Raw genomic sequence first — 21,826 nt, 5'->3', positions numbered from 1 at the left:
CTGTGATGCTTCAGTTCAGCCTGGGTTGTATGATTTAAGATGGAGGAGAGATGACTTTAAGGAGGAGAATCCTAATGACGTTGCCAGAATTACAAAAGCAAGCTTTACAATTACCAATTGGCGATCGCTGGAAATTAGTGCAAACTCTGCTGGAGTCTCTACAATGGGAAACTCGTTCCGTGGTGAAAAAGGGTAACTTGTCTCGGTTGCGAGGAGTTGCCAAAAGTACAAATAAGCTGAGTGATGAAGAAATTGCAGAGGATTATATTACCTATCTCACTGATAAATACCAGTAATGCGAGTTTTAATTGATACAAATGTTGTGCTTGATTTTTTACAAAATCGAGAGCCTTTCGTGGAAGATGCAGCCAGATTGTTTGAAAAAATTGATGCTGGTGAGGTTGAAGGATTTATTGCCGCCACAACGGTTACTAATATCTATTACATTATCCGAAAAGCAGCAGGTGCAATAGCCGCCAATGATGCAATTGCCCAAATTTTAATGGACTTGCATATTTGCGCGGTCAATAGAGAGATTTTACAACAGGCGATCGCACTGAATTTTCAGGATTTTGAAGATGCGGTGCAGTATGCTTGTGGAATAGCCTACGGGGTAGATGCGATCGTTACTCGTGATGTCTCTGGATTTGTGAACGCTGAAATTTCTGTGATCTCACCTGGAGAGTTAGCCAATATCACCGACAAGTAAAGGAAGGGAACTGTGGATACTATTGTCAGGATTAAGTGCCGCTATATTAACTTATTATTCTATTCTAGAGATCATCTACTCTAGAATTATGTTGTTGGATGCTTGGCATGACTACTTTGACACTTGAGATAGAACCAATTGCTAACCAAATTAGCGTCACTGATGAGCGGCTGATTGTAGACTTAGCTGATGGTCGAAGTCTCAGCGTTCCCTTAGCTTGGTATCCACGTTTGATGTATGCTTCACCCACAGAACGGCAAAACTGGCAATTACTAGGTGATGGCTACGCGATCGAGTGGACTGATTTAGACGAACATATTGGAATTGAGGGGTTATTGGCAGGTAGACGCAGTGGTGAAAGTCAACAATCACTTGAGCGTTGGTTGGCTACACGTAGTACCTCTGCTAGTTAACACCAAATGTGCTAAAGAACTACGTAAAATACAATCAATTGGCGATTCGAGCCGACGAGAGAGTTAAAAACGTTTACTTTACAGAGGAAACAATAACTGTAGATCTCATGGATGGGCGGGTAATTTCTGTTCCTCTCACTTGGTATCCAAGATTACTGAATGCTACGTCTGAACAACGGGAACAATGGGAAGTATGCGGTGGAGGTTATGGGATTCACTGGGAAGATATCGATGAGGATTTGAGTACAGAAGGAATGTTAAGGGGAGCGCCTGCTCCCAGAGCATCCTTGGCTAATGGCTAAGACAACTTCTGACGCGATCGCACTCCGCACTTTCCACAATTCCCCAAGTTGGGTTGGCATCATTTTATCAGATATTGGATATTGTAATATTAAGCCAACTTACGCTAATAGAGGTATGGCTTACCGCATCGAATACTCACCAGAATCAGAGACACATCTACAATACCTAACGGCTCGACAGCAGGCGATTGTCTTGGATACTGTCGATGAGCAACTGATGTATCAACCGACAGTTGAGACAAAAAACCGAAAGCTAATGCGCCCTAATCCCCTTGCTCCTTGGGAACTTCGCATTGGTAATTTGCGCGTCTACTATGATGTAGAAGAGGAGCCTGACGCTGTTGTATACATCAATGCCGTCGGCATCAAGGAACGCAATCAAGTCCGTATCGCTGGGGAGATTTATGACCTATGAAAATTGTGGAAATTGGACAGGCAAACGCAACACTGGCTGAATATACCTCCGATCTGGCTGAGGAACCCGTTATTATTACCAGCAACGGTCAACCTATTGCCGCTTTGATAACATTAGAAAACGTCGATATGGAGACGATTTCACTGAGTACCAATCCTCAATTTATTGAGTTAATTGAGCGTTCACGGGAACGTCGTCGCGCTGAGGAAGGAATTTCTGGCACAGAAATGCGGCGTAGACTGGGATTGAGTAATGAAGATAGTTTTTAGTTATATAAGCCATATATCATCCACCAGCCCAAACACCATCCTTATCCGGAATGCCAGACAATCTAAAAAATATAAATCTTGCTTGACTGCCCCCATAATCGCTAATTAAAATATAAACAAGTAAAATTTTTTAGGGAGACTAGCGAGGTATGAGTTCAGTTGCTGACCAATTAGCTAATAGTCCGATTGAACGGTGGGTTAAGAAAGTCGAGTTTGTTAGTTATGCTAATCTTGCTTTCTATTTTAGCTAGTAGTACAGGAAATAAAATTTGGGAGTGAGACGTTTATTTTTCATGTATTTATGTCCAGTAAATTAGTAAATTTCAAGACAATCGAGTGAGGCATTTATCATGAATTCTTGAATTGTCTCAGCGCCAGAACGAAGAATTGCTTCTACCCTACTTGTTGGTGCATTACCACAGCGTAACCAAAGCACTTTCGGGGGTGAACCATAAAGACGGCTACGTTCAGCTTGCATCAGCATCCTGCGTCACAATACAAAACTCTTGAACCTTGGCAAATTCCCAAATATCACTATCATCGGCTTCAGTCATACCCTCAAATTGAACATGACTAGAATCGGGGAAAATATCTGCAAGCCGAGTCACCAATTTACGGCTTAGGTTTTGGTCAAACAATAGCTTCAAGTATCACCTACCACAGCAATAAGACGACGTTCTCGATCTGCCGCAAATGCCAAGCACGCTCGGATATCTTCCTCTGTCAATTCCGGGAAATCATCTAAAATTTCTGTATGGGACATCCCCGCCGCCAACCAGCCCAACACATCATACACGGTAATCCGCATTCGTCTAATACAAGGCTTCCCGCCACGCTTACCCGGTTCGATGGTGATGATGTTGCGATAACTCATGACTCAGTTAGATTGAGTAGTCTTGATTATCTCAGTCTATCCCAAAACAGTACCCAATCAATAAACCTAAGTTAGGTTGGCAACCCATAATCAGATGTTAGGTAACCCATGTAATCTTTTGTTGGCTGTTTGAAAGTGCTAAAATCTCTAACCTAGACTTTATTACCGTGCTTAGATTGCTCCAGATCAATTATTTTCATAACATGACTTCCTGACCGCAACTATAAATTCTTATCTCATATACTATCGCCTAAAAAACCTCTGCGTCCCTCTGCGTAAACCTCTGCGCCCCTCTGCGTTAAAAAAACACATCGCTTCCCAGGAACAAAACCCCAACAACAACCCGACTTCGCATCCGAAATCTAGAAACCTGCGAAAGGGGCGGGTTTAGTAAAATCTAGGTGCAACCGAAAAGATAGTCGTGAAACCCGCCCCTACAGAGGCACCACATACCCTGAAAAGCAAGAACAACGCCCCCCTCACAACCAATGGCAGAGGCAACGCTAAGATCATCAAGGACTATTACCCGCCATTGCCCTCATGTCAGATCTGACCAAAATTGCCTCCAACCCTACCCCATCCCTCAATGGAAACCAACCCCCCAGCCAAAACACCATTCGTATCCGGGGTGCCAGACAACATAACCTGAAAAACATCAACCTCGATCTCCCGCGCGATCGCTTAATCGTCTTCACAGGCGTCTCCGGTTCCGGCAAATCCTCTCTCGCCTTCGATACCATCTTCGCCGAAGGACAACGCCGCTACGTCGAATCCCTCAGCGCTTATGCCCGTCAATTCCTGGGACAATTGGATAAACCGGATGTAGACGCGATTGAAGGCTTAAGCCCCGCCATCTCCATAGACCAAAAATCCACATCCAATAATCCCCGTTCCACCGTGGGTACCGTTACCGAGATTTACGACTACCTGCGCCTATTATTTGGTCGCGCCGGAGAACCCCACTGTCCGATCTGCGATCGCAACATCGCCCCTCAAACCATTGACCAAATGTGCGATCGCGTCATGGAACTCCCCGATCGTACCAAGTTCCATATCCTCGCCCCTGTCGTTCGCGGCAAAAAAGGTACACACAAGAAGCTACTCTCCAGTTTAGCCGCCGAAGGATTTGTTCGCGTCCGCGTCGATGGCGTGATCCAAAATCTCTCCGAGGAGATTGAGTTGGATAAAAATTATACCCACACCATTGAAGTGGTGATTGACCGCCTAATTAAAAAGCCGGGACTCCAGGAACGTTTAACCGACTCTTTGGCAACCTGTCTCAAACGTGCCAATGGAATTGCTGTAATCGAAGTCTTAAATGATACAGCAGCCGAGTCAGCTAGAGTCACAACTCATACACATAATGACGAAAAAAATACCCAGTATTCCGAACCACAACTCCCCCAAGAAATCATCTTCTCGGAAAACTTTGCCTGTCCCGAACATGGCGCTGTCATGGAGGAATTATCTCCTAGACTCTTTTCCTTTAACTCCCCCTATGGCGCTTGTCCTCACTGTCACGGATTAGGCAATTTACGCACCTTTTCCCCCGAACTCGTTGTTCCCGAACCCAGCCAACCGATATATTGTGCGATCGCGCCTTGGTCGGAGCGAGATAATTCCTATTACTTGTCCCTACTCTATAATATTGGACAAGCTTATGGCTTTGAACTGGGGACACCCTGGCAGAAACTAAATTCCGAACAGAAACAGGTAATTCTCCATGGCGCAGATAATCCAATTTGGATCGAAGAATATAACGATTATCGTCGTTATCGGGGCGTCATTCCAATCCTGCAAAAGCAATATGACGAAACCAGTTCCGATACCTATAAACAGAAACTCGAACAATATTTAGTCGATCAACCCTGTGAAGTTTGTAAAGGGAAACGATTAAAACCAGAAACCTTAGCAGTACGACTGGGACAATATCGGATTACCGATTTACTTGAGGTTTCCATTGACGAAAGTCACCAACGAATTGACAAATTACACCTCTCCTCCCGTCAAGCCAAAATAGGTGAACTTGCCCTCAAAGAAATTAAAGCCCGATTGCAATTTCTCTTAGATGTCGGCTTAGATTATCTTACCCTAGATCGAGCAGCAATGACGCTTTCTGGGGGAGAAGCCCAGCGCATTCGGTTGGCGACTCAGATTGGCGCAGGATTGACAGGGGTTTTATATGTATTAGATGAACCGAGTATTGGTTTACATCAACGGGATAATGGGCGGTTATTAGCCACCTTGCAGAAATTGCGGGATTTAGGGAATACCTTAATTGTCGTTGAACATGATGAAGAAACCATTCGCACGGCTGACTGGATTATCGATATTGGTCCCAAGGCTGGAATTCATGGTGGCGACATTGTGGTTCAGGGAAATTTCACGGAATTACTCAATAGTGAAACCTCGTTAACGGGAGCCTATTTATCCGGACGCCAGATTATTGAAACTCCAGGAAAACGGCGGGAAGGAAACGGGCGAAGATTAGTTCTTAAAAATGCCCACCGCAATAACCTAAAACATATCGATATAGAGATTCCCTTGGGTAAATTAGTTTGCATTACTGGGGTTTCCGGTTCCGGGAAATCCACATTAGTGAATGAACTCCTTTATCCAGCTCTGCAACATCACCTGAGTCGAAAGATACCCTTTCCCAAAGAGTTGGGTAAAGTTAAAGGATTGAATGGCGTCGATAAAGCGATTGTCATTGATCAATCCCCAATTGGTAGAACTCCTCGTTCTAATCCCGCCACTTATACGGGGGTATTTGATGTGATTCGCGGACTTTTTGCTGAAACCATCGAAGCCAAAGCCAGAGGCTATAAAGCCGGACGGTTTTCATTTAACGTTAAAGGGGGACGCTGCGAAGCCTGTGGCGGACAGGGTGTGAATGTAATTGAAATGAATTTCCTCCCCGATGTTTATGTACAATGTGAGGTTTGTAAAGGCGCAAGATACAACCGGGAAACGTTACAGGTGAAATATAAGGGATATTCGATTGCTGATGTTTTAAATATGACAGTGGAGGAGGCGCTGGAGGTATTCAAGAACATCCCGCGTGCGGTGAATCGTCTGCAAACGCTCGTGGATGTAGGCTTAGGATATGTACATTTAGGACAACCTGCACCAACCTTATCTGGGGGAGAAGCGCAGCGGGTGAAATTGGCGACGGAGTTATCGCGACGGGCGACAGGAAAGACGTTGTATTTAATTGATGAACCAACAACGGGATTATCGTTTTATGATGTCCATCATTTATTAAATGTGTTGCAGCGATTGGTGGATAAAGGGAATTCGGTGTTGGTGATTGAGCATAATTTAGATGTGATTCGCTGTAGCGATTGGGTGATTGATTTGGGTCCTGAAGGGGGGGATAAAGGTGGAGAAGTGATTGCGGTGGGGACACCGGAGGATGTGGCGGAGAATGAAAAGTCGTATACGGGGATGTATTTAAAGGAGGTGTTGAAGCAGTATCCGCCGCAAGTAGAAAGTGCAACGTCTTAGTTGAGGGAAATATTAATGATATGTGTCATTTGTAAGCATGGTGAAACCCAGCCTGGTATGGTGACTGTCACGTTACAGCGAAATGAATGTATTGTAATTCTCAAAGGTGTACCAACAGATGTTTGTGATAATTGCGGGGAATATTATTTGAGTGATACGGTTACTGAGCAAGTATTACAACGTGCTGAAGTAGCTATTAACAATGGTGCTGAGGTAGAAATACTGCGTTACGCGGCGTAGAATACATCTTATGGGGTAAGATAATGACAGATAAAGTAATAAAAGACAGAATTTCATTACTTTTGGCTGACAGAGAACGAATTAATCAAGCATTGGCTAAAGCTGTGCAAGATGCTTTGTTAAAACACAAACAAGCGGGTAATCCAGTGGCTATTTGGCGTGATGGTAAAGTTGTCTGGATACCTCCAGAGGAGATTTTAGCAGAGGAAAATAAACTGTGATTATCTCGGTACATCACTACTGTTGACTGAACGCAGAAATAATTTAATATGAACCATGAGCATCAAACAGGGGTAGAACACTTTGCTACTCTTAAGTCTAAGTACAAAGCCACCGACTATAAAGATACATCCCCCGCGAGTCTGTTGTATTTCATCCTACGAAAAGCTGACTTGGGAATTGAGATCATTGAGATAGAGCGAAATTGGCTCATAGAACATAAACTTTCGGAAACACTTGAAGCTATTCGGAAGGAAGGCAGACAGAAAGAAAAAGAACTTAGAAAACTAGAAAATGAATTTCACAAGTTAACATCTAAGTATACAGCAACAAAGTTCCACGTTTCCTGGAAATCCACGCCGCTTTACTTTATACTTAGCAGACTGGATTCAGTAAATAAGCTAACGGATTCAGAAATTAAATGGCTGCAACACTATGGTTATACTGAGACAATTGTGATCGCTCAACAGATGGAACACTTTGTCACATTAAAAGCCAAGTACCAGGCGACTAAACATCAAGATTTGTCACCGGTTAGTCGGCTGTATCGAATCTTAAAACAACTGGAGGCAAAAGAACCGTTACGTGATTCAGATATTACCTGGCTGAACGAACACGAATTATTTCAAACTTTGGCAATTTATCAGCAACAAAAGGCTGAAAAAGAAGCTGATTTTGCCCAACTTAAGGAGAAGTATCAAGCGACTAAACACTCAGATTCGTCTGTATCCAGTCCGCTGTATCCCCTTCTACAACATCTTGAGACGGATCAGCAGTTAAGTCAGTCACAAATAGACTGGCTGGAGGAGCATAAACTAACTGAAACCCTTGATATTGTTAAGCAGTTGGAACAGAAGCGGCACTTTGCTGAACTGAAGGCAAAATATAAAGCGAGCCAGTACGAAGATTCATCACCTTCTAGCCACTTGTACAAAGTCCTAAAAAAACTTGAATCAGAACATCCGCTAGGCGAACCGGATATTAACTTTCTTAAAAAGCGTAAATTGACGGATACAATTACTATTGCTCAAGACAAATACGCAGCGACGTTAAAGTCTAAGATTGAATTAGGGGATAAACTGGAGGATTCAGAGGTAAATTGGCTGAAAGAAAATGGACGAGAGAATATAATTGCGATCGCGCAAGCTAAACACTTTGCCACTCTCAAGTCTAAGTATAATGTCTCGGACTATAAAGATACATCTCCCTCTAGCCCTTTATACCCGATTCTGCACAAGTTAGAGAAAGCCGAACGTTTGGAACCAACGGATGTAGCTTGGCTTGAGGAAAATAAAATTAAACGTCGTCAATCGAACTATGGTTATTATGGGTGGCGAGAGAAAGGATATAAACTGTTCTCTGGAAAGATTTGGAATACTTACCACAAAATTGAAGCCAAGTTTTACGAACAAGAATACCAGGGCACGGGCAACAAATGGAACTTGCCCAATGCTAGCAGTCATTGGCGTAAGGCAGATCAACCCAAACAAGCATTAAAATTAACAAAGGATATCAAGTTTGACAAAATCAAAGAAAATAAGCTCAAATCAGCGTTATTAACCACTAGGGGCGGAGCCTTTCGAGACATTTATGAATTAGATAAAGCGGAAAAATGTGCGCGTAAAGCGATTGATTATCAACCTAGTAGTCATCACCCTTATACCTTAATGGGAGCAATTTGTTTTAAAAGGGGGCAGTATTCAAAAGGAGAAGAGTGGTTTGAAAAGGCAATTCAACGGGGGGCTTCTCCCAGAGATCAAGACGCGGAAATTAAGCGAGTGGTAAAAACGGCTAAAAATGAGAAAAAACGCCGCGAAGTTGTGGACTATTTACTGAAAAAAGATCCCCAACGGTATGCTTGGGCTAAGTCTTATCTGAAAAAGTCTAAAAAGAAAGGAAAAGGACAAAGTAAAAGATAGCTTGCATCTACGGTGTTCAGTTTGTGCGATCGCGCATTATCTTTGGGCATCTTCTGTAGGGGCGGGTTTTACCACAAACTGATGCAACTCACCATTTAATTTTATAAACCCGCCCCGCTCCCATTTCCCTGTGATCTGGGTAGGGTTATTTTTTCCCCGATTGGGGTGGAGAGGGGGCGGGTTTAGATAGGTTATTCCCAAAAACCGTTACGTTGGCTGTCAAACCCGCCCCTACAGCATCTATCCTGTTGGGTAAACCTGCGATCGCGTCTTTTCCTGTCATCTGTATAGGATTATTTTTTTGCCCGATTGCGGTGGAGAGGGGGCGGGTTTAGATAGGTTATTCCCAAAAACCGCTACGTTGGTTGTCAAACCCGCCCCTACAGGATCTATCTTGTTGGGTAAACGTGCGATGATGTGACAGATTTATTATATGGGTAGGATATCCTAAATTTTGATCAAACCACCCCTGAGATGGATGATGAAATACAATCCCCAGAAACACCATCGCCGTTCGATTCGGCTAAAGGGATATGATTATACCCAAACAGGTGCTTACTTTATCACTATTTGTACGTGGCAGCGCCAATGTTTATTGGGCGAGGTAGTCGATGGGGAAATGCAACTGAGTCGCTATGGTGAAGCCGTCAAATTTAATTGGGATATCTTACCTAAACGTTACGACGGTGTGCGATTAGATGCTTTCATCATTATGCCCAATCATGTACATGGGATTATTTTTTTGCACGATAGGGGTGGAGAGGGGGCGGGTTTAAATAAGTTATTCCCAAAAACCGCTACGTTGGCTGTCAAACCCGCCCCTACAGAATCTATCGCGTCGGGAAAATCCAGTCATAAATTGTTCGCGGGTTTAAAACTTTTTCATCTCGTCGAATTAATCAACTCCGTTCCCAATCGGGTATCCCTGTATGGCAACGGGGTTATTATGAACATATTATCCGCCACGAAGAATCATTAACCGCTATTCGTGACTATATCCTGAAAAATCCCTGGGATTGGCATAACGATGATTTGCATCCTGAGAATCTCCATAGCTGGGATGAATCTTGTCCTCTGGGATGTGAATTTCAGGGCAAATATTACACTCAGATTCTTGTCGGGTAAATGTGCGATCGCGTATATTATATACCTCTAAGTGGGATTATTTTTTGCCCGATTAGGGTGGAGAGGAGGGCGGGTTTAGATAGGTTATTCCCGAAAACTGTTACGTTGTTGGTAAAACCCGCCCCTACAGAATTTACTGTGTCGGGTAAATGGGCGATCGCGTTTTTCCCGGTTGACCAATTTTGCTCCGGATGAGTAGCCAGTTACCTCGAATCCTATAGTTACGAACATCTACCCGAGGCAATCAGCATTCCACTATGACTCGTATTCATCCCTATTTTCTCCCCGCGATCGCAGGATTGATTATTGCTGGTGTTGGTGGCTGGGGTTGGCTGGCTGTAAATAGTAAAGGAATTCCTGACAATCCCGTTGAAAAGTCTTCTGTATTACCTCCCACCCCAGCCAATCCTGACTCAACCGCCTCACTTATCGCCCAACCGGATTCCTCTGTCATCCCTGAGGTGAATCCAGCATCGACGCCTCAACCTTCCGATGCTGCTGATACCATAACCCTAAATATTTATCGCACAGACAGTCAATGTGAAACCCTGATCCCTGAACCCGTGGCTGTTGCAGCAGAAACTCCGGTAACGGCGTCTGTGGGAACCGTTGTCGCCCAAGTGAGTTCGGGGGATTTGGATTTAGCGGGTTATCGCGTTAATCTTAATAACGGTATCGCTACCATCGATTTACGCTTGTCTCCAGATTCCCAGCGTCAATTCGTCTCCCTCTCGATGTGCGAACAATTGGCATTATTTGGTAGTATTCGCAAAACTTTGTTAGAAAACCCTCGACTCAATATTAAAGACGTTCGCTTTACCGATAAAGGACAAGAAATTGTACTTTAATCTGAAGTTCTCCTGTAGCAAAAAGCAACTCACTCCAAAACTTCCACGTCTCAGGATTGACAATTTTACTCAATCCAAAACCTCTACAATTCCGGATTGCCCATCAATTCTTACCCGTTGACCATTACGGAACATCTGAGTCGCATTATGAATATCCATCACCGCCGGAATCCCATATTCCCGCGCCACGATCGCGCCGTGGGATAGCCGCCCGCCAACTTCAGCAATTAAGCCGCCTGCACGCGCTAATAAAGGCGCCCAGCCAGAATCGGTGTAGGGGACAACCAGTATCGTTTGGCGGTCAATGTCTGGAACCGATTGTAAATTACTTAAAACCCTCACCCAACCTTCCACTTGTCCAGCACTTGCGCCAATTCCCACAAGACGCTGTTGAGCGGGTTCCGATTGGGTTTGCATCAGCAAGGAAACGGCGGGAGGATTACCATAGAATAGAGGCGGAACACTGCGTAATTGACGATGCTCATCTAACTGCGATCGCCGATAGTGAATCAATCTGGGAAGTTCCTCTCGCAACACCTGATCGGTTTCAGCGATTAGACGCTGAATCTCCGCAAATTCTAAGAAGAAAATATCCCCAGCTTCAGCGAGTAAACCGGATTCTAACCACCGCTTCTCCAGCGCCACAAAACTCCAACGCAAGTCGGCTAAAAATTGCGAATAAACTTCAGTCACTCGCCCTTTTAAATTCAACCGCGCTTGTACCACTTCCGCTTTCCAGCGCTGACGCTTGGGCGGTTTAGTTGCTGGGGGAGGATCACATAAAAACTGGGCAAAGAGTTGTCGTATCGGTCGCGGGTCTTCTTTCCATCGGGGAACGGCAATATCTGTGGCGACATCGCTGAGATAGCCATATTGTGTCAGAAATTGGTCGAACTGTTCTAAAACACTTTGAGCATCAGGAATTTCTGACAAGGTGGTAAAGACAGAAGCAGGATTATCACAATTAATTTGTTTTGGACTTAATAAATGGCGCGTATCATCAGCTAATTGGGCGAGCGATCGCAAACTGGCAATTTCTGGGGTTTGGCTACTATCTAATTCTTCATCCTTTACCTTGAGCAACGCTTGTCGCAGGGAGAGGCTTAAAGGTGCAAGAATACTATAATACGTGGCTCGTTGTAATTCCGATAATATCTGGTTCACTCGTTCCAGAATTTCGGCATCTGATAATTCTAAAACCGATTGCTCTTGCAGTTGACGCAAAGCCGGAGCAAAATGGTGGTGATAATCTTGCTCAAAATCCTGATCTAAATTCCATTCCCGACCTAATAGACGAAGTAATCCGGGCAGGTTCCGCAGCGTGGATTTCAGGGGGGGTTTAGAAAATTTCGCTCCCCTGGTCAGAAACTCCAAACTTTCTGGTGGTAAACCCATGCGCCGGAAAATATCACCTAACAATGTGGCATTAAAATAGGCGCGAGAATAATGCAGCGTAGCAGTTTGATTAAACTCCAATCCCTGTGATCGTTTTTTTAAAACGATGGTAAAAATTTCCCCCCAAACGCCACAGGTGAGGGGACGATTAATTGACCAAGTGAGGGGTCGAATCAGTCCGGGAATCACCTCTGCGGCAATCTTGCGCGTCCAGATGGGTTGGAGATTGGTAATTGGTCGCGTTTGTAGTAGCCATAACTGCTGACCGTCATAAGTCCATTCAATATCTTGGGGAATCCCATGATAGCGGTCTTCCAATTCCCGCGCTAAAGTAGCCACCCCTTTGATTAACGCTGGGGGTAAATCTCCATCTCCTTCAATTTCAACCGATGGGGAACAATCATCTCCAGTCTGCTGTTGATCAAGTGGGGCGGGTTTCGTCGAGTTATCGGTTTGTTCGGGAACATTATCGGTCAAACCCGCCCCTACAGGCTGGGATTCTGGGAAATATACCCGATACTGTTCTGGGGTAACTTGACCGGATACAATTTGGGAGGCATCTCCCGGTAATCCTTCAATGACTACGGTGTCTTGTTGTTGCTGCATGGGGTCACGACTAAAGGCGACACCGGAAAATACCCCTTGGATTTGTTTTTGAATTAAGACAGCCATCGCCGTGTCGGGTAAATCGCGGTTACGGCGATACCCTCTGGCGGCGGGGTGATGATACGAGGCTAAAACTTGGGTAATCGCTTCCTGTAAAGCGGGGCGGCTGGTTACCTGTAAAACCGTTTGATATTGTCCGGCGGATGAAGAGAGTTCCGCATCTTCGCCGATAGCTGAGGAACGAACAACGAGGGGATTGGATTCTGAAACCGGGAGATATTTGACCAAGGGTTGCATATCATCCCCTGGTGGTAAGATCCATCCCTGTGGTACAGCATAACCCCAGCGCTTAAGCTGAGATAAAGTAGCTGCTTTTGAGCCAACTTGTTGGGGATCAAGTTCGCGTTCAAGCGGAATAATAGCTTTATCGCCTCGGAAAAAACGAAACACTGATTTAGATTCTGATTTTGCCTGTTCTGTGGGAAGGTCTAAGTCATCGGGAATTTTCTGATAAATCCAACCGATAATTAGACTCAGCGCGATCGCACTGATAATTCTAGCGAAGTCCTCTGGATGCAACAGTGCCAAAATTATCGGGAATAGGACTAAAACACCATAGCGTCCCGTCGTGCGATCGCGGATAATCGTAAAACTAATTCCTCCAATTAAAAATACCAATAACGCGACGCGCCAGTCATGTACCACAAATCCCCAGACCACATTTGTGGTTCCCGCACCTTTGCCCATCCAGTAGCGCCCCATCACTAGCATAATCAGAGCAATGATTTCCCAGACGGGTTCTGTGGGGAAGAAATAACCCGCCAGCAAGACAGCCGCAATTCCCTTCAAGGCTTCTGATAATACGGCTAAGATACCCACCCAACGTCCACCGTGGTAGAACGCGGCGGAGACGGATACATTACCCGTACCAATTTGAGAGAGTTGGCGTTTAGTGAATAGGTAGGTAATCCAGGAAATCAGGGGAAGTCCACCCAGTAGGGGACAGAGGACAAAAATGAGTAAAGCACCCCAAACCTGTGTTAGCGTCATGAGACATTTATTAGAACTGAGATTTCCTGGAAAATCGTCATCATCCTCTATTGATAGAGAACTAACCTATCCGTGTAATCCGTGTGACCAACCTCTCACCCCCTACCGCCATCTCTCCCATCAATCCGTGAAATCAGTGGTTTAAGGACGCGGATACTTAGATGCAGGTTCAAAGTAGCGCACTTGCTCACCCTTCAACGCCTGACTCATAAAGTCGCGCCAAATCGGTGCTGCAAATCCACCCCCTGTTGCTCCACCGCCTAACGGTCTGTAGTTATCATTACCAATCCACACCGCCGCCGCTAATTGTGGCACATATCCGACGAACCAAACATCCCGTTCTGAACTGGTTGTTCCTGTCTTTCCAGCCGCTGGGCGTCCAATTTGAGCAGCGGTTCCGGTTCCACCTTGAATCACCCCTTGGAGAACCGCATTCAGTGAAGCCGTTGCCCAAGGATCAAGCACGAGACGGGGTTTCGGGGTATTGTCTAATAACACATTGCCCATACTATCGGTTACCCGGACAATAATTGTCGGATCAGAATGCCAACCCGTATTAGCAAACGTGGCATAAGCCCCCGCCATTTCCAACGGTGTCACCCCAATCGCACCAAGGGGTAAGGAGGTGACGGGTTCCATGGGGCTTTTAATTCCCAGGGTGCGGCATACTTCAATCACTTTATCCAAGCCAACGGCTTTGCCCAGCTTAACTGCTGGCACATTTCGCGACTGCACCAACGCACTACGAATACTCATCGCCCCACCGAAACCGCCGCCATAGTTTCTCGGCGAATACCAACCACTCCCATCGCGGTAACTGACTGGGGTATCCATCACCGTGGAATAGGGCGTATATTTACCACTGGCAAACGCGGTGTAGTAAACAAAGGGTTTAAACGCTGACCCGGGTTGACGGCGAGATTGAATCGCTCGGTTGAATTGGCTCTTGTCGTAACCAATACCCCCCACCAAAGCTTTGACATAATGGGTACGTGGATCAACGGCGGCTAGTGCGACTTGATCAGCGTATAACCCTCGGCGGCGCAAGTTCCGGTGAGCGCGAGCAATGCTTTTTTCCGCCATGCGCTGGAAATTGTAATCCACCGTGGTTTGGACACGCATCCCGCCTTTGAGAACCGCATCGCGACCAAATCGCTCATTCAACTCCGCCACAACAGCTTCGGTGATGTAGGGAAGCTGGCTGGTTTGCCAAGAGGTCACTCGACCCAGACGCAAGGGTTGAGCCAATGCCTCTTTTTTCTCTTGCTCTGTGATCCATCCCAGATCTTGCATTCGTTGCAACACAATCGCTTGCCGTTTTTTGGCTAAGGGATAGTTGACAAAGGGGCTATATTCTTCGGGAGACTGAATCAATCCAGCCAGCATGGCGGATTCTGCCAAGGTTAACTCGCTGGCGGGCTTGGCAAAGTAACTCTCAGAGGCGGTTTGGATGCCATAATTGTTATGACCCCAATAGATCTGATTCAGATACATTTCCAATATCTGATCTTTGGTGAAGATTTGCTCGAGCCGAATTGCCATGACTGCCTCGGCAACTTTACGCGAGAATTTTTTCTCCCGCGACAGAAACAAGTTTTTCACTAGCTGCATGGTCAAGGTGGAACCGCCTTCAACCACCGCCCCCTTCTCCCAGTTGGCTAAAAAGGCTCGCCCTACACTGTTGGGGTTAACGCCATGGTGAATATAGAAGTGACTATCTTCCATGGCAATCACCGCTCGCTTGAGATTGGGGTTAATGTTTTCTAACTTAACCACCTCCCGGTTGGCTTCACCATGCAAGCTAGCCAGGTGCTTCCCTTTGATATCGTAGACGTAGGTTGTTTCGGTGGGAACGTAGCCCCTGAGGACTCTTACATCGGGAAGATTGCGGAAGCTTGTCGCCAAGCCCACCAGCCCACCAGCCACAACCGAGCTAGTTAGCATTGTAATGCCGAGGATGGTTCCGCCTGTTACCTGAGCGACTCCTTGCACAAATCGGAAAGCCGGTGGCAATCCCTTTTTCCTATCTCTTTGTTGTTTTTGTTGGATGGTGCTAGACGACACTGTGATTTCACTTCCTCACTCAAGAAAAAAATATTCAATGGCTGTGTGGGAGGCAACCTTAGGGGAGAGACGTTCTATACCTGCTATAGATGATTACAGAAATTTAGGGCAAAGTCAGGATTAGCGATCGATTCGGCGTTGGCGATTCTTGTCCCCTGTCGGCATTGCTCCCAGCATTAAATTAGTGGATGGGTTCTCCCTTAGATCTTATATGGTAAGCCTGAGATAATGGTTCATGATCACAAACCGAAGTATTTTGGCTTTTGGCTGCAAAAATGGTAGCATTACCGTTCTAGATTGGCATAGACAACGGTAAATCTTAAACATCTGCCACTCTCCTGCACGTTAATCTTCAAAGATTTCCCAGACGAATGTCAAACTCTTTAAACTCAACGTCTCAATCATTATCTTGGTTATACCGAGGTGTTAGTGACATTTTTCCCAACCCACCCGATTCTCAAGACCCGAATGAGAACCTAGAGCAACGGATTCTCAAAACTGAGCGTCCCTTGCGGGTGAAGTTGGGAATTGACCCAACGGGGACAGATATCCACTTGGGTCATAGTATTCCTGTGCGGAAATTGCGGGCGTTTCAGGATGCGGGTCATACCGCTGTCCTAATTATTGGCGATTTTACCGCAAGAATCGGTGATCCAAGTGGCAAATCGGAAGTACGTAAGCAGCTTTCTGACGAACAGGTGCAGCACAATGCCCAAACTTACTTGGATCAGGTGCGTCCGATTTTGGATTTTGACACACCAGGACGCCTGGAAATTCGCTATAACTCAGAGTGGCTGAGTCAGTTGGATTTGGCAGAGATTCTGGATTTGTTAGCGACGATGACCGTGGGACAGATGCTGGCTAAGGAGGGGTTTGCGGAACGATTTAAACAGGAAAATCCGATTTACCTGCATGAGTTTCTCTATCCCTTGATGCAAGGGTATGATTCTGTGGCAGTTCAGGCGGATGTGGAGTTAGGCGGAACGGATCAAAAATTTAATATTGGAGTGGGACGAGATTTACAGCGGCATTTTGGTCAAACTCCCCAGTTTGGATTACTGCTGCCGATTTTAATCGGTACCGATGGTGTGCTGAAAATGTCGAAGTCGCTGAATAATTATGTGGGGTTACGGGAAGCGGCTCAACCCATGTACCAAAAGCTGGAAGGGACGAAGGATAATCTGTTGGAGGAGTATTTTGAGCTACTCACTGATTTACCCTTAGGGGAACTGCCCACGAATCCTCGCGATCGCCAACAACTCTTAGCTTGGACAATTGTCACCCAATATCACGGTAAAAAGGAGGCGGATGCGGCAAAAGGCGGGGGCGCTATCCCCGAATTTTCCCTCTCCCAAGTCGAGTTTCCCGCCAAGTTGTTTTATATCCTTAATGCCAGTGGGTTGTGTAGTAGTAGTGGCGAAGGGCGGCGACAGATTAAAGGTGGCGGTGTGAAACTAGCAGGCGATCGCATGACGGATGTAGACTGCACCTTTGATTCCCCAGAAGCGCTAGAGGGTAAGGTTTTACAGGTAGGGAAAAAGAAATCTGTACGGTTGGTTTCCTAAGCTACAAAAAGGCAGAGGGCTCCAGGGCAGAAGGCTCCAAGGGAAAAGATTGACTGGTCAAGGTTTCAGCGTTGGGCTTTGTCCTAATCGCCTTGGCGACTGCTATAACTGGAGCTAGCGTAAATTTACAAATTTGTCAATAAAATCAGTGGGGCAAGTGGTATTATAAAAATAATCAGACAGTGTGTTCCATAGGAGGTTCGCTCATGTCACCATTATTGCCGCTCATACTGCTATGGGTTTTTCTGGGAATGGCTTTTTTATCGAGCATCCATGCAGAAGGCAGAGCTATTACTTAGAGCTGATCAAAACCCAACCCCCGTATTTTGCTATACTTGAAAGAGAACGAACGTCCGAGGAAGTCGGATTCCTGTAAAGCGGTGCCTCGGAACTGAGTATCGTTCCTCAATAGTTTCGTACAAAACAGGCTATATGCCTGTGGGTCGGGAGAAGTCTTTCCCCTGTTGGGGAGAAAGACACTTCACGCATATAAATACCAAAAAAGGGGAAAGAAATTTCTTTCCCCTTAAACTTTCTATGGGTATACTGGTCTTCCCAATAATTCACTTATCCAAGCCGCCACTTTCTGTCCAGCCCACAATCCGCCATCTGGAGGTTCCTCTTGTCGCGCTTGCCACAGTTGCCCTTGCTGTACCTATCCGAACGGGTGAGTCACAGAGTCTATCAGATTAGATATAATTAGTGGGTTGTACTCCAGAACCAACCGTTTACTCAGAAAACATCAATTCTTTAAATTATTTCTGTAACAAAAGTTACATCAATTCCCCTTGGCTCTGACTCGGTTCGTTCAATTGTTGTCAAATCATACCTCCAGCTTGCGTTATGTCATCTCCCAATCAAGTGCCTGCGTATCTGCGCTATTTAAAAGCCCGACTTCAACCCTTCAGGCAACCCAAATTTTGGCTATCAGTTATGGGCTTTGGCTTAATCGTGTTGTTTGTCTGGGAATATTGGCAGAATCCCAATTGGTTGAGTTTCTTGGCAGAAGACCCAATCCGTGAGCAATTTGAGAATTCAACGGATGAGACAACGCTTTCGGCTGAAGAACTTGCCGCTAATATGGCAGATATTGACAGTTCGGCAGTTCTCATCGAGGAATTTGACCAACAGAACGCTCTGGCTGTGGCTAATCTACCGGACTCGAAGTCGGGTGACAAAAAAAATTCTTTGACCGCATCGACACCCAAACCGCCGTCAACCTCTACTCCCTCAATCCTCAATAGCACTGCTGAGGCAAAACCTAGCTCCAGCAATCCCTTCGCCAAAGCGTCACAAGACTTTCTCATGGGGGATATTTTATCGGGTAAGGGACTCTTTCCTAACCCGAATATGTTGAATACTGAGTCTTCGCCGTCAAACTCAGACACGACTGCTGCAAATGCTTTCCAAGAATTGACTGAGGTGTCAGAAACTGAGGCGTCTCAAACCAGCACTCAAAAGTCTGAGCAACTGACTCAACGTTCGGATACCCGTCCCGGTCAAACCATGCCCGCCTCTGGAACGAATGGACAAAACAGGGTTCCAGCACGAACTGCGCCCCGGACGACAACCAACCGGGGGATGATACAGCCTAGCTATCCTCCAGCTTCTGTACCGACAGTCTCTGGTTATAATGGTGCCGGACAGCCCACCTATCCCACAGGGGTGACACCGAATGCATCGGTTTACAACGGTGCTGGACAGCCCATGTATCCCTCAGTTCCTGCCCCTCCAGTTCCAGCAACGGGTGTCACTACCTCTCCGGTGATGCCAACCGCACCTGCTAACTCCGCTAATGTGGGACAGTATCCGACTCCATCGAATAGCGTTCCTAGCGCCGGAAATAATCCGACACCGATTACACCGGGATTGCAGCCGAGTCAGCTCAACGGCTCACAATTAAATGCTCCCCGTTAGGCAGAGAAGGTTATTGGTTGATCCGTTAATTTTGTTCCATTACCCGCCCCTAGATTAGATTTTTTGCCACGATATTAGATGGATAGATGAACCGGAAACCAGACAATAAAACCTACCTCTTCTAAAAACCTAGACAAACCTACCCATCAGTAATTCTGCCTTGGTATAAGTCCACGGTGTAACTTTTGGTTGATCGCCCTTCCAGCAAGCCCAACACAAGAGAGCGATCGCCTTCCAAGAACCAGACATTCTAGCCGGATAGAGCTTGCGCTGTAATTAACCGCCATCTCGACACCCGATCGCGGTAAAGTAGTGAAAATAATAAAAAATATAGAAACCAGTGCATATCAAAAATCTTGCTGGATCGCGAATGCACTGGTTTCGCAGGAAATTGGGGTCTGTCTAGTCTATGGGACAGACACCAACATCAAATCTTTCGTAGTCCCATGCTACCCCAAATTTCCTGGATTGCACAACCAACCAACCAGGTAATGGCATCATGGGGTCTAAAAATTACTCATCTAATCCCGAAGTACAAGCAACCATCGAAGCGCTCCTTAAACTCGGTTGCCCTCCTATCCCAGTCGCACCCAAACAGAACCCACGGGATGAACGGTGCCATATAAGATCGAAAACCAAGGAAGGTCATCTCTACTGCCCCATCGATGGGGAACTCCGTCCCCTCCCCAGATTCACGGGCAAAAACCCAAGCTACCTCGATTGGAAGGGTTCGCCGCGTTTTGTTAAGCACGGTGAATTCCAGGATAGACTACCCACAGAATCAGAACTCAAAAAGTTTTTTCGCAATCCCAAGACAGGCGTGGGTACGCTTGGGGGTCACGCCGGGGTGGACTGGCTGGACTTTGATGCCAAATGCTACCCCTCTCAAGAAGACTGTGATAATGATGTAGCTCGTATTATCAGTAACATCTGCTCACATACTGGGGTTCAAGAAGACGACCTATGGATAGAGCGGACTGGCAGCGGTGGATGGCGCGTAGCAGTAAAGCCAATTAAGAAGCCTACATTTACCAACTTCGCCACTGCCCCAGATGGGGAACACGTTGGCGAAGCACTCTACAAGGGACGTTTTACAGTCCTGGCTCCCACAATTCATCCCAACGGCAATCCTTACCACCGTATTGGTTGGGGGAATCCGGTTGAGGTGGAATCGTTAGAGGTGATCGGGATTTATCCGACTTTAAGCGAAGTCGAAACAATAAAAAAAAGGAAGAAAAGAGAGAAGAAAACCAGCCACACCAACCCAACCCAACCAACCAACCCCCAGGATAACCCGTGGGACATTCGGAACTTTGCCCATTACTTTGAAGGGTATCATGAAAAATCAGACGGCTGGGGGTACGCCAAATGCCCACATCATAACGGGACATCACTGACCAGCTTCCGGGTTAAACTTTCAACGGGTCAGTTCAAGGCTTGGTGTAACTGTAATACAAAGGATGTCTATAAATCTGGGTTAGAGCTGGCTCAAAGACTTGGGTACAAAACAAGAGAGAAACAGGATAGCGATCGCCTTATCTCCCAGGATGAATGGTTCTTAAAACACGGCTTTAAAAACCTACCCAATCTACTGAGTAACCTGTTCAAGGGATTTGGGGAGAAGCCCAAACCAAAGGACAAACCCCGTAAAAAATCCACCCAACCCAAACAGAAAGCTGATTGTAGCTACCAGGATGGGCAGAGACTAGCCACCTGGCGTAATGCGGTTTTCACCGGACATAAATTTATCCTAGACAAGTCGGGAACCGGATTAGGAAAATCCCATACAGCAGGACTGGCTCGTCCTGCTCAGTTTGGAGTAAGAAAACTCGTTTACCTTTCTCCTGACCACCGAAACCCGACGACTAAATCAATCGAGGATAACTATGTAGACCTACCCGTCCGAAACAATGGATTAAAGAGGGACTTTAGCCGAACAACCCCTAACGGGAATCCCTTCATCCGATGGCCCTTTGAGAGCGAGGGCGAAGTACCCGACACACCAGGGAACTGCTACCGGACAAAACTTTTCCGGAAATTCGCCTCTAAGAACCTGAACTTTGAGGCTTCGGCAACCAGCCCTATCTGCCGTACATGTAAACTGAACTTTAATTGTCATGAAGGGACAGGACAACAATACCACGCATCCTTCCGGAGCGATCGCCGGGGTGCTTTTAAGGCTAATCGGATTCGCGCCCACGCTGACTCGATGCCATCTCCTGATGATGATGGTGACGATGATAATACATTCAACAACCCTGACTTAGCTGACGCTTGAAGTCAGGGATTGCTAGAGACAAATCTGGCAACGCAAGAGTTGAATACCGCACTGAGTCTCAACTTGGTACAGACCTCCGAATACCTCCCTAGTTCGGATTAAATCTAAAAC

The 21,826-nt window shown here is 46.1% G+C and carries 18 protein-coding genes and 2 pseudogenes; 15 read left to right on the top strand and 5 right to left on the bottom strand.

Translation table 11 applies throughout. The features are described from left to right. The first annotated feature begins 74 nt into the window (after window positions 1-74). The 6 genes from RIE73_RS28905 (at window position 75) to RIE73_RS28880 (ending at window position 2,108) form a co-directional block, all read left to right on the top strand. The gene (locus RIE73_RS28905) at window positions 75-296 is read left to right on the top strand and encodes a hypothetical protein (RefSeq protein ID WP_446404450.1); all 222 of its coding nucleotides are present in this window, start codon (window positions 75-77) and stop codon (window positions 294-296) included. Beyond that, on the top strand, window positions 296-709 hold the full coding sequence (locus RIE73_RS28900; protein ID WP_446404449.1) for a type II toxin-antitoxin system VapC family toxin: 414 nt from the start codon (window positions 296-298) through the stop codon (window positions 707-709). The genes RIE73_RS28905 and RIE73_RS28900 overlap by 1 nt, the downstream gene beginning before the upstream one ends. Window positions 710-816: 107 nt before the next feature. Further along, window positions 817-1,122 (top strand): DUF2442 domain-containing protein, encoded by a 306-nt coding sequence (locus tag RIE73_RS28895; protein WP_446397500.1) that lies wholly within the window; start codon window positions 817-819, stop codon window positions 1,120-1,122. Between the two features lie 8 nt (window positions 1,123-1,130). Next, window positions 1,131-1,424 (top strand): DUF2442 domain-containing protein, encoded by a 294-nt coding sequence (locus RIE73_RS28890; protein ID WP_446404448.1) that lies wholly within the window; start codon window positions 1,131-1,133, stop codon window positions 1,422-1,424. Next, on the top strand, window positions 1,417-1,839 hold the full coding sequence (locus tag RIE73_RS28885) for a type II toxin-antitoxin system RelE family toxin (RefSeq protein ID WP_446404447.1): 423 nt from the start codon (window positions 1,417-1,419) through the stop codon (window positions 1,837-1,839). Before RIE73_RS28890 ends, RIE73_RS28885 begins: the two co-directional genes overlap by 8 nt. After that, window positions 1,836-2,108 carry a type II toxin-antitoxin system Phd/YefM family antitoxin gene (locus RIE73_RS28880; protein ID WP_446404446.1) on the top strand — a complete coding sequence of 91 codons (273 nt, stop codon included), beginning with the start codon at window positions 1,836-1,838 and terminating at the stop codon, window positions 2,106-2,108. The genes RIE73_RS28885 and RIE73_RS28880 overlap by 4 nt, the downstream gene beginning before the upstream one ends. A 313-nt stretch (window positions 2,109-2,421) precedes the next feature. On the opposite strand, the pseudogene RIE73_RS28875 reads toward RIE73_RS28880, so the two are convergent. Together RIE73_RS28875 and RIE73_RS28870 are read right to left on the bottom strand one after the other, a co-directional pair. Beyond that, window positions 2,422-2,755, bottom strand: a pseudogene (locus RIE73_RS28875) (DUF5615 family PIN-like protein). Then, entirely contained in the window at window positions 2,752-2,982 is a 231-nt protein-coding gene (locus tag RIE73_RS28870) for a DUF433 domain-containing protein (protein ID WP_446404445.1), read from the bottom strand. Before RIE73_RS28870 ends, RIE73_RS28875 begins: the two are co-directional and overlap by 4 nt. 540 nt (window positions 2,983-3,522) lie before the next feature. Between RIE73_RS28870 and uvrA the strand changes: the two genes are divergently transcribed. The 4 genes from uvrA to RIE73_RS28850 are packed head-to-tail and all read left to right on the top strand — an operon-like array spanning window position 3,523 to window position 8,867. Further along, complete coding sequence (gene uvrA, locus RIE73_RS28865) at window positions 3,523-6,489, top strand: excinuclease ABC subunit UvrA (RefSeq protein ID WP_446404444.1); 2,967 nt, start codon at window positions 3,523-3,525, stop codon at window positions 6,487-6,489. 15 nt (window positions 6,490-6,504) lie between these two features. Further along, the gene (locus RIE73_RS28860; protein ID WP_446404443.1) at window positions 6,505-6,729 is read left to right on the top strand and encodes a type II toxin-antitoxin system MqsA family antitoxin; all 225 of its coding nucleotides are present in this window, start codon (window positions 6,505-6,507) and stop codon (window positions 6,727-6,729) included. A 23-nt stretch (window positions 6,730-6,752) separates the two neighbouring features. Further along, window positions 6,753-6,950 carry a hypothetical protein gene (locus tag RIE73_RS28855; RefSeq protein WP_446404442.1) on the top strand — a complete coding sequence of 66 codons (198 nt, stop codon included), beginning with the start codon at window positions 6,753-6,755 and terminating at the stop codon, window positions 6,948-6,950. Between the two features lie 48 nt (window positions 6,951-6,998). Beyond that, window positions 6,999-8,867, top strand: a complete 1,869-nt coding sequence (locus RIE73_RS28850) for a hypothetical protein (protein WP_446404441.1) — start codon at window positions 6,999-7,001, stop codon at window positions 8,865-8,867. Between the two features lie 145 nt (window positions 8,868-9,012). Here the strand turns inward: RIE73_RS28850 and RIE73_RS28845 are convergent, their stop codons facing one another. Next, window positions 9,013-9,150: a hypothetical protein gene (locus RIE73_RS28845; protein ID WP_446404440.1), complete on the bottom strand. Its 138-nt coding sequence runs from the start codon at window positions 9,148-9,150 to the stop codon at window positions 9,013-9,015. A 198-nt stretch (window positions 9,151-9,348) separates the two neighbouring features. Here RIE73_RS28845 and RIE73_RS28840 point away from each other — a divergent pair. Both RIE73_RS28840 and RIE73_RS28835 read left to right on the top strand, forming a co-directional pair. Further along, window positions 9,349-9,992 (top strand): annotated as a pseudogene (locus tag RIE73_RS28840) (transposase). 257 nt (window positions 9,993-10,249) lie between these two features. Further along, window positions 10,250-10,840: a sporulation/spore germination protein gene (locus RIE73_RS28835; protein WP_446404439.1), complete on the top strand. Its 591-nt coding sequence runs from the start codon at window positions 10,250-10,252 to the stop codon at window positions 10,838-10,840. Window positions 10,841-10,909: 69 nt separating this feature from the next. Here RIE73_RS28835 and RIE73_RS28830 read toward each other — a convergent pair whose 3' ends face one another. Both RIE73_RS28830 and RIE73_RS28825 read right to left on the bottom strand, forming a co-directional pair. Further along, a complete protein-coding gene (locus tag RIE73_RS28830) occupies window positions 10,910-13,891 on the bottom strand; it encodes a glycerol-3-phosphate acyltransferase (protein WP_446404438.1) in 2,982 nt (993 codons plus the stop codon). Between the two features lie 141 nt (window positions 13,892-14,032). Next, complete coding sequence (locus RIE73_RS28825; RefSeq protein ID WP_446404437.1) at window positions 14,033-15,955, bottom strand: transglycosylase domain-containing protein; 1,923 nt, start codon at window positions 15,953-15,955, stop codon at window positions 14,033-14,035. Between the two features lie 371 nt (window positions 15,956-16,326). On the opposite strand from RIE73_RS28825, the gene tyrS reads away from it, so the two are divergent. The 3 genes from tyrS to RIE73_RS28810 all read left to right on the top strand — a co-directional run bounded on the left by tyrS (window position 16,327) and on the right by RIE73_RS28810 (window position 21,715). Then, window positions 16,327-17,520: a tyrosine--tRNA ligase gene (gene tyrS, locus RIE73_RS28820; RefSeq protein WP_446404436.1), complete on the top strand. Its 1,194-nt coding sequence runs from the start codon at window positions 16,327-16,329 to the stop codon at window positions 17,518-17,520. 843 nt (window positions 17,521-18,363) lie between these two features. Continuing rightward, window positions 18,364-19,437, top strand: coding sequence for a hypothetical protein (locus RIE73_RS28815; RefSeq protein WP_446404435.1), 1,074 nt, complete (start codon window positions 18,364-18,366; stop codon window positions 19,435-19,437). Between the two features lie 499 nt (window positions 19,438-19,936). Beyond that, a complete protein-coding gene (locus RIE73_RS28810; RefSeq protein ID WP_446404434.1) occupies window positions 19,937-21,715 on the top strand; it encodes a hypothetical protein in 1,779 nt (592 codons plus the stop codon). The last annotated feature ends 111 nt before the right edge of the window (window positions 21,716-21,826 follow it).

Origin of the sequence: Coleofasciculus sp. C1-SOL-03 (genome assembly GCF_040220555.1) — a bacterium.
Classification (GTDB): domain Bacteria; phylum Cyanobacteriota; class Cyanobacteriia; order Cyanobacteriales; family Coleofasciculaceae; genus Coleofasciculus.
This window is presented reverse-complemented; position numbering and strand designations above follow the sequence as displayed.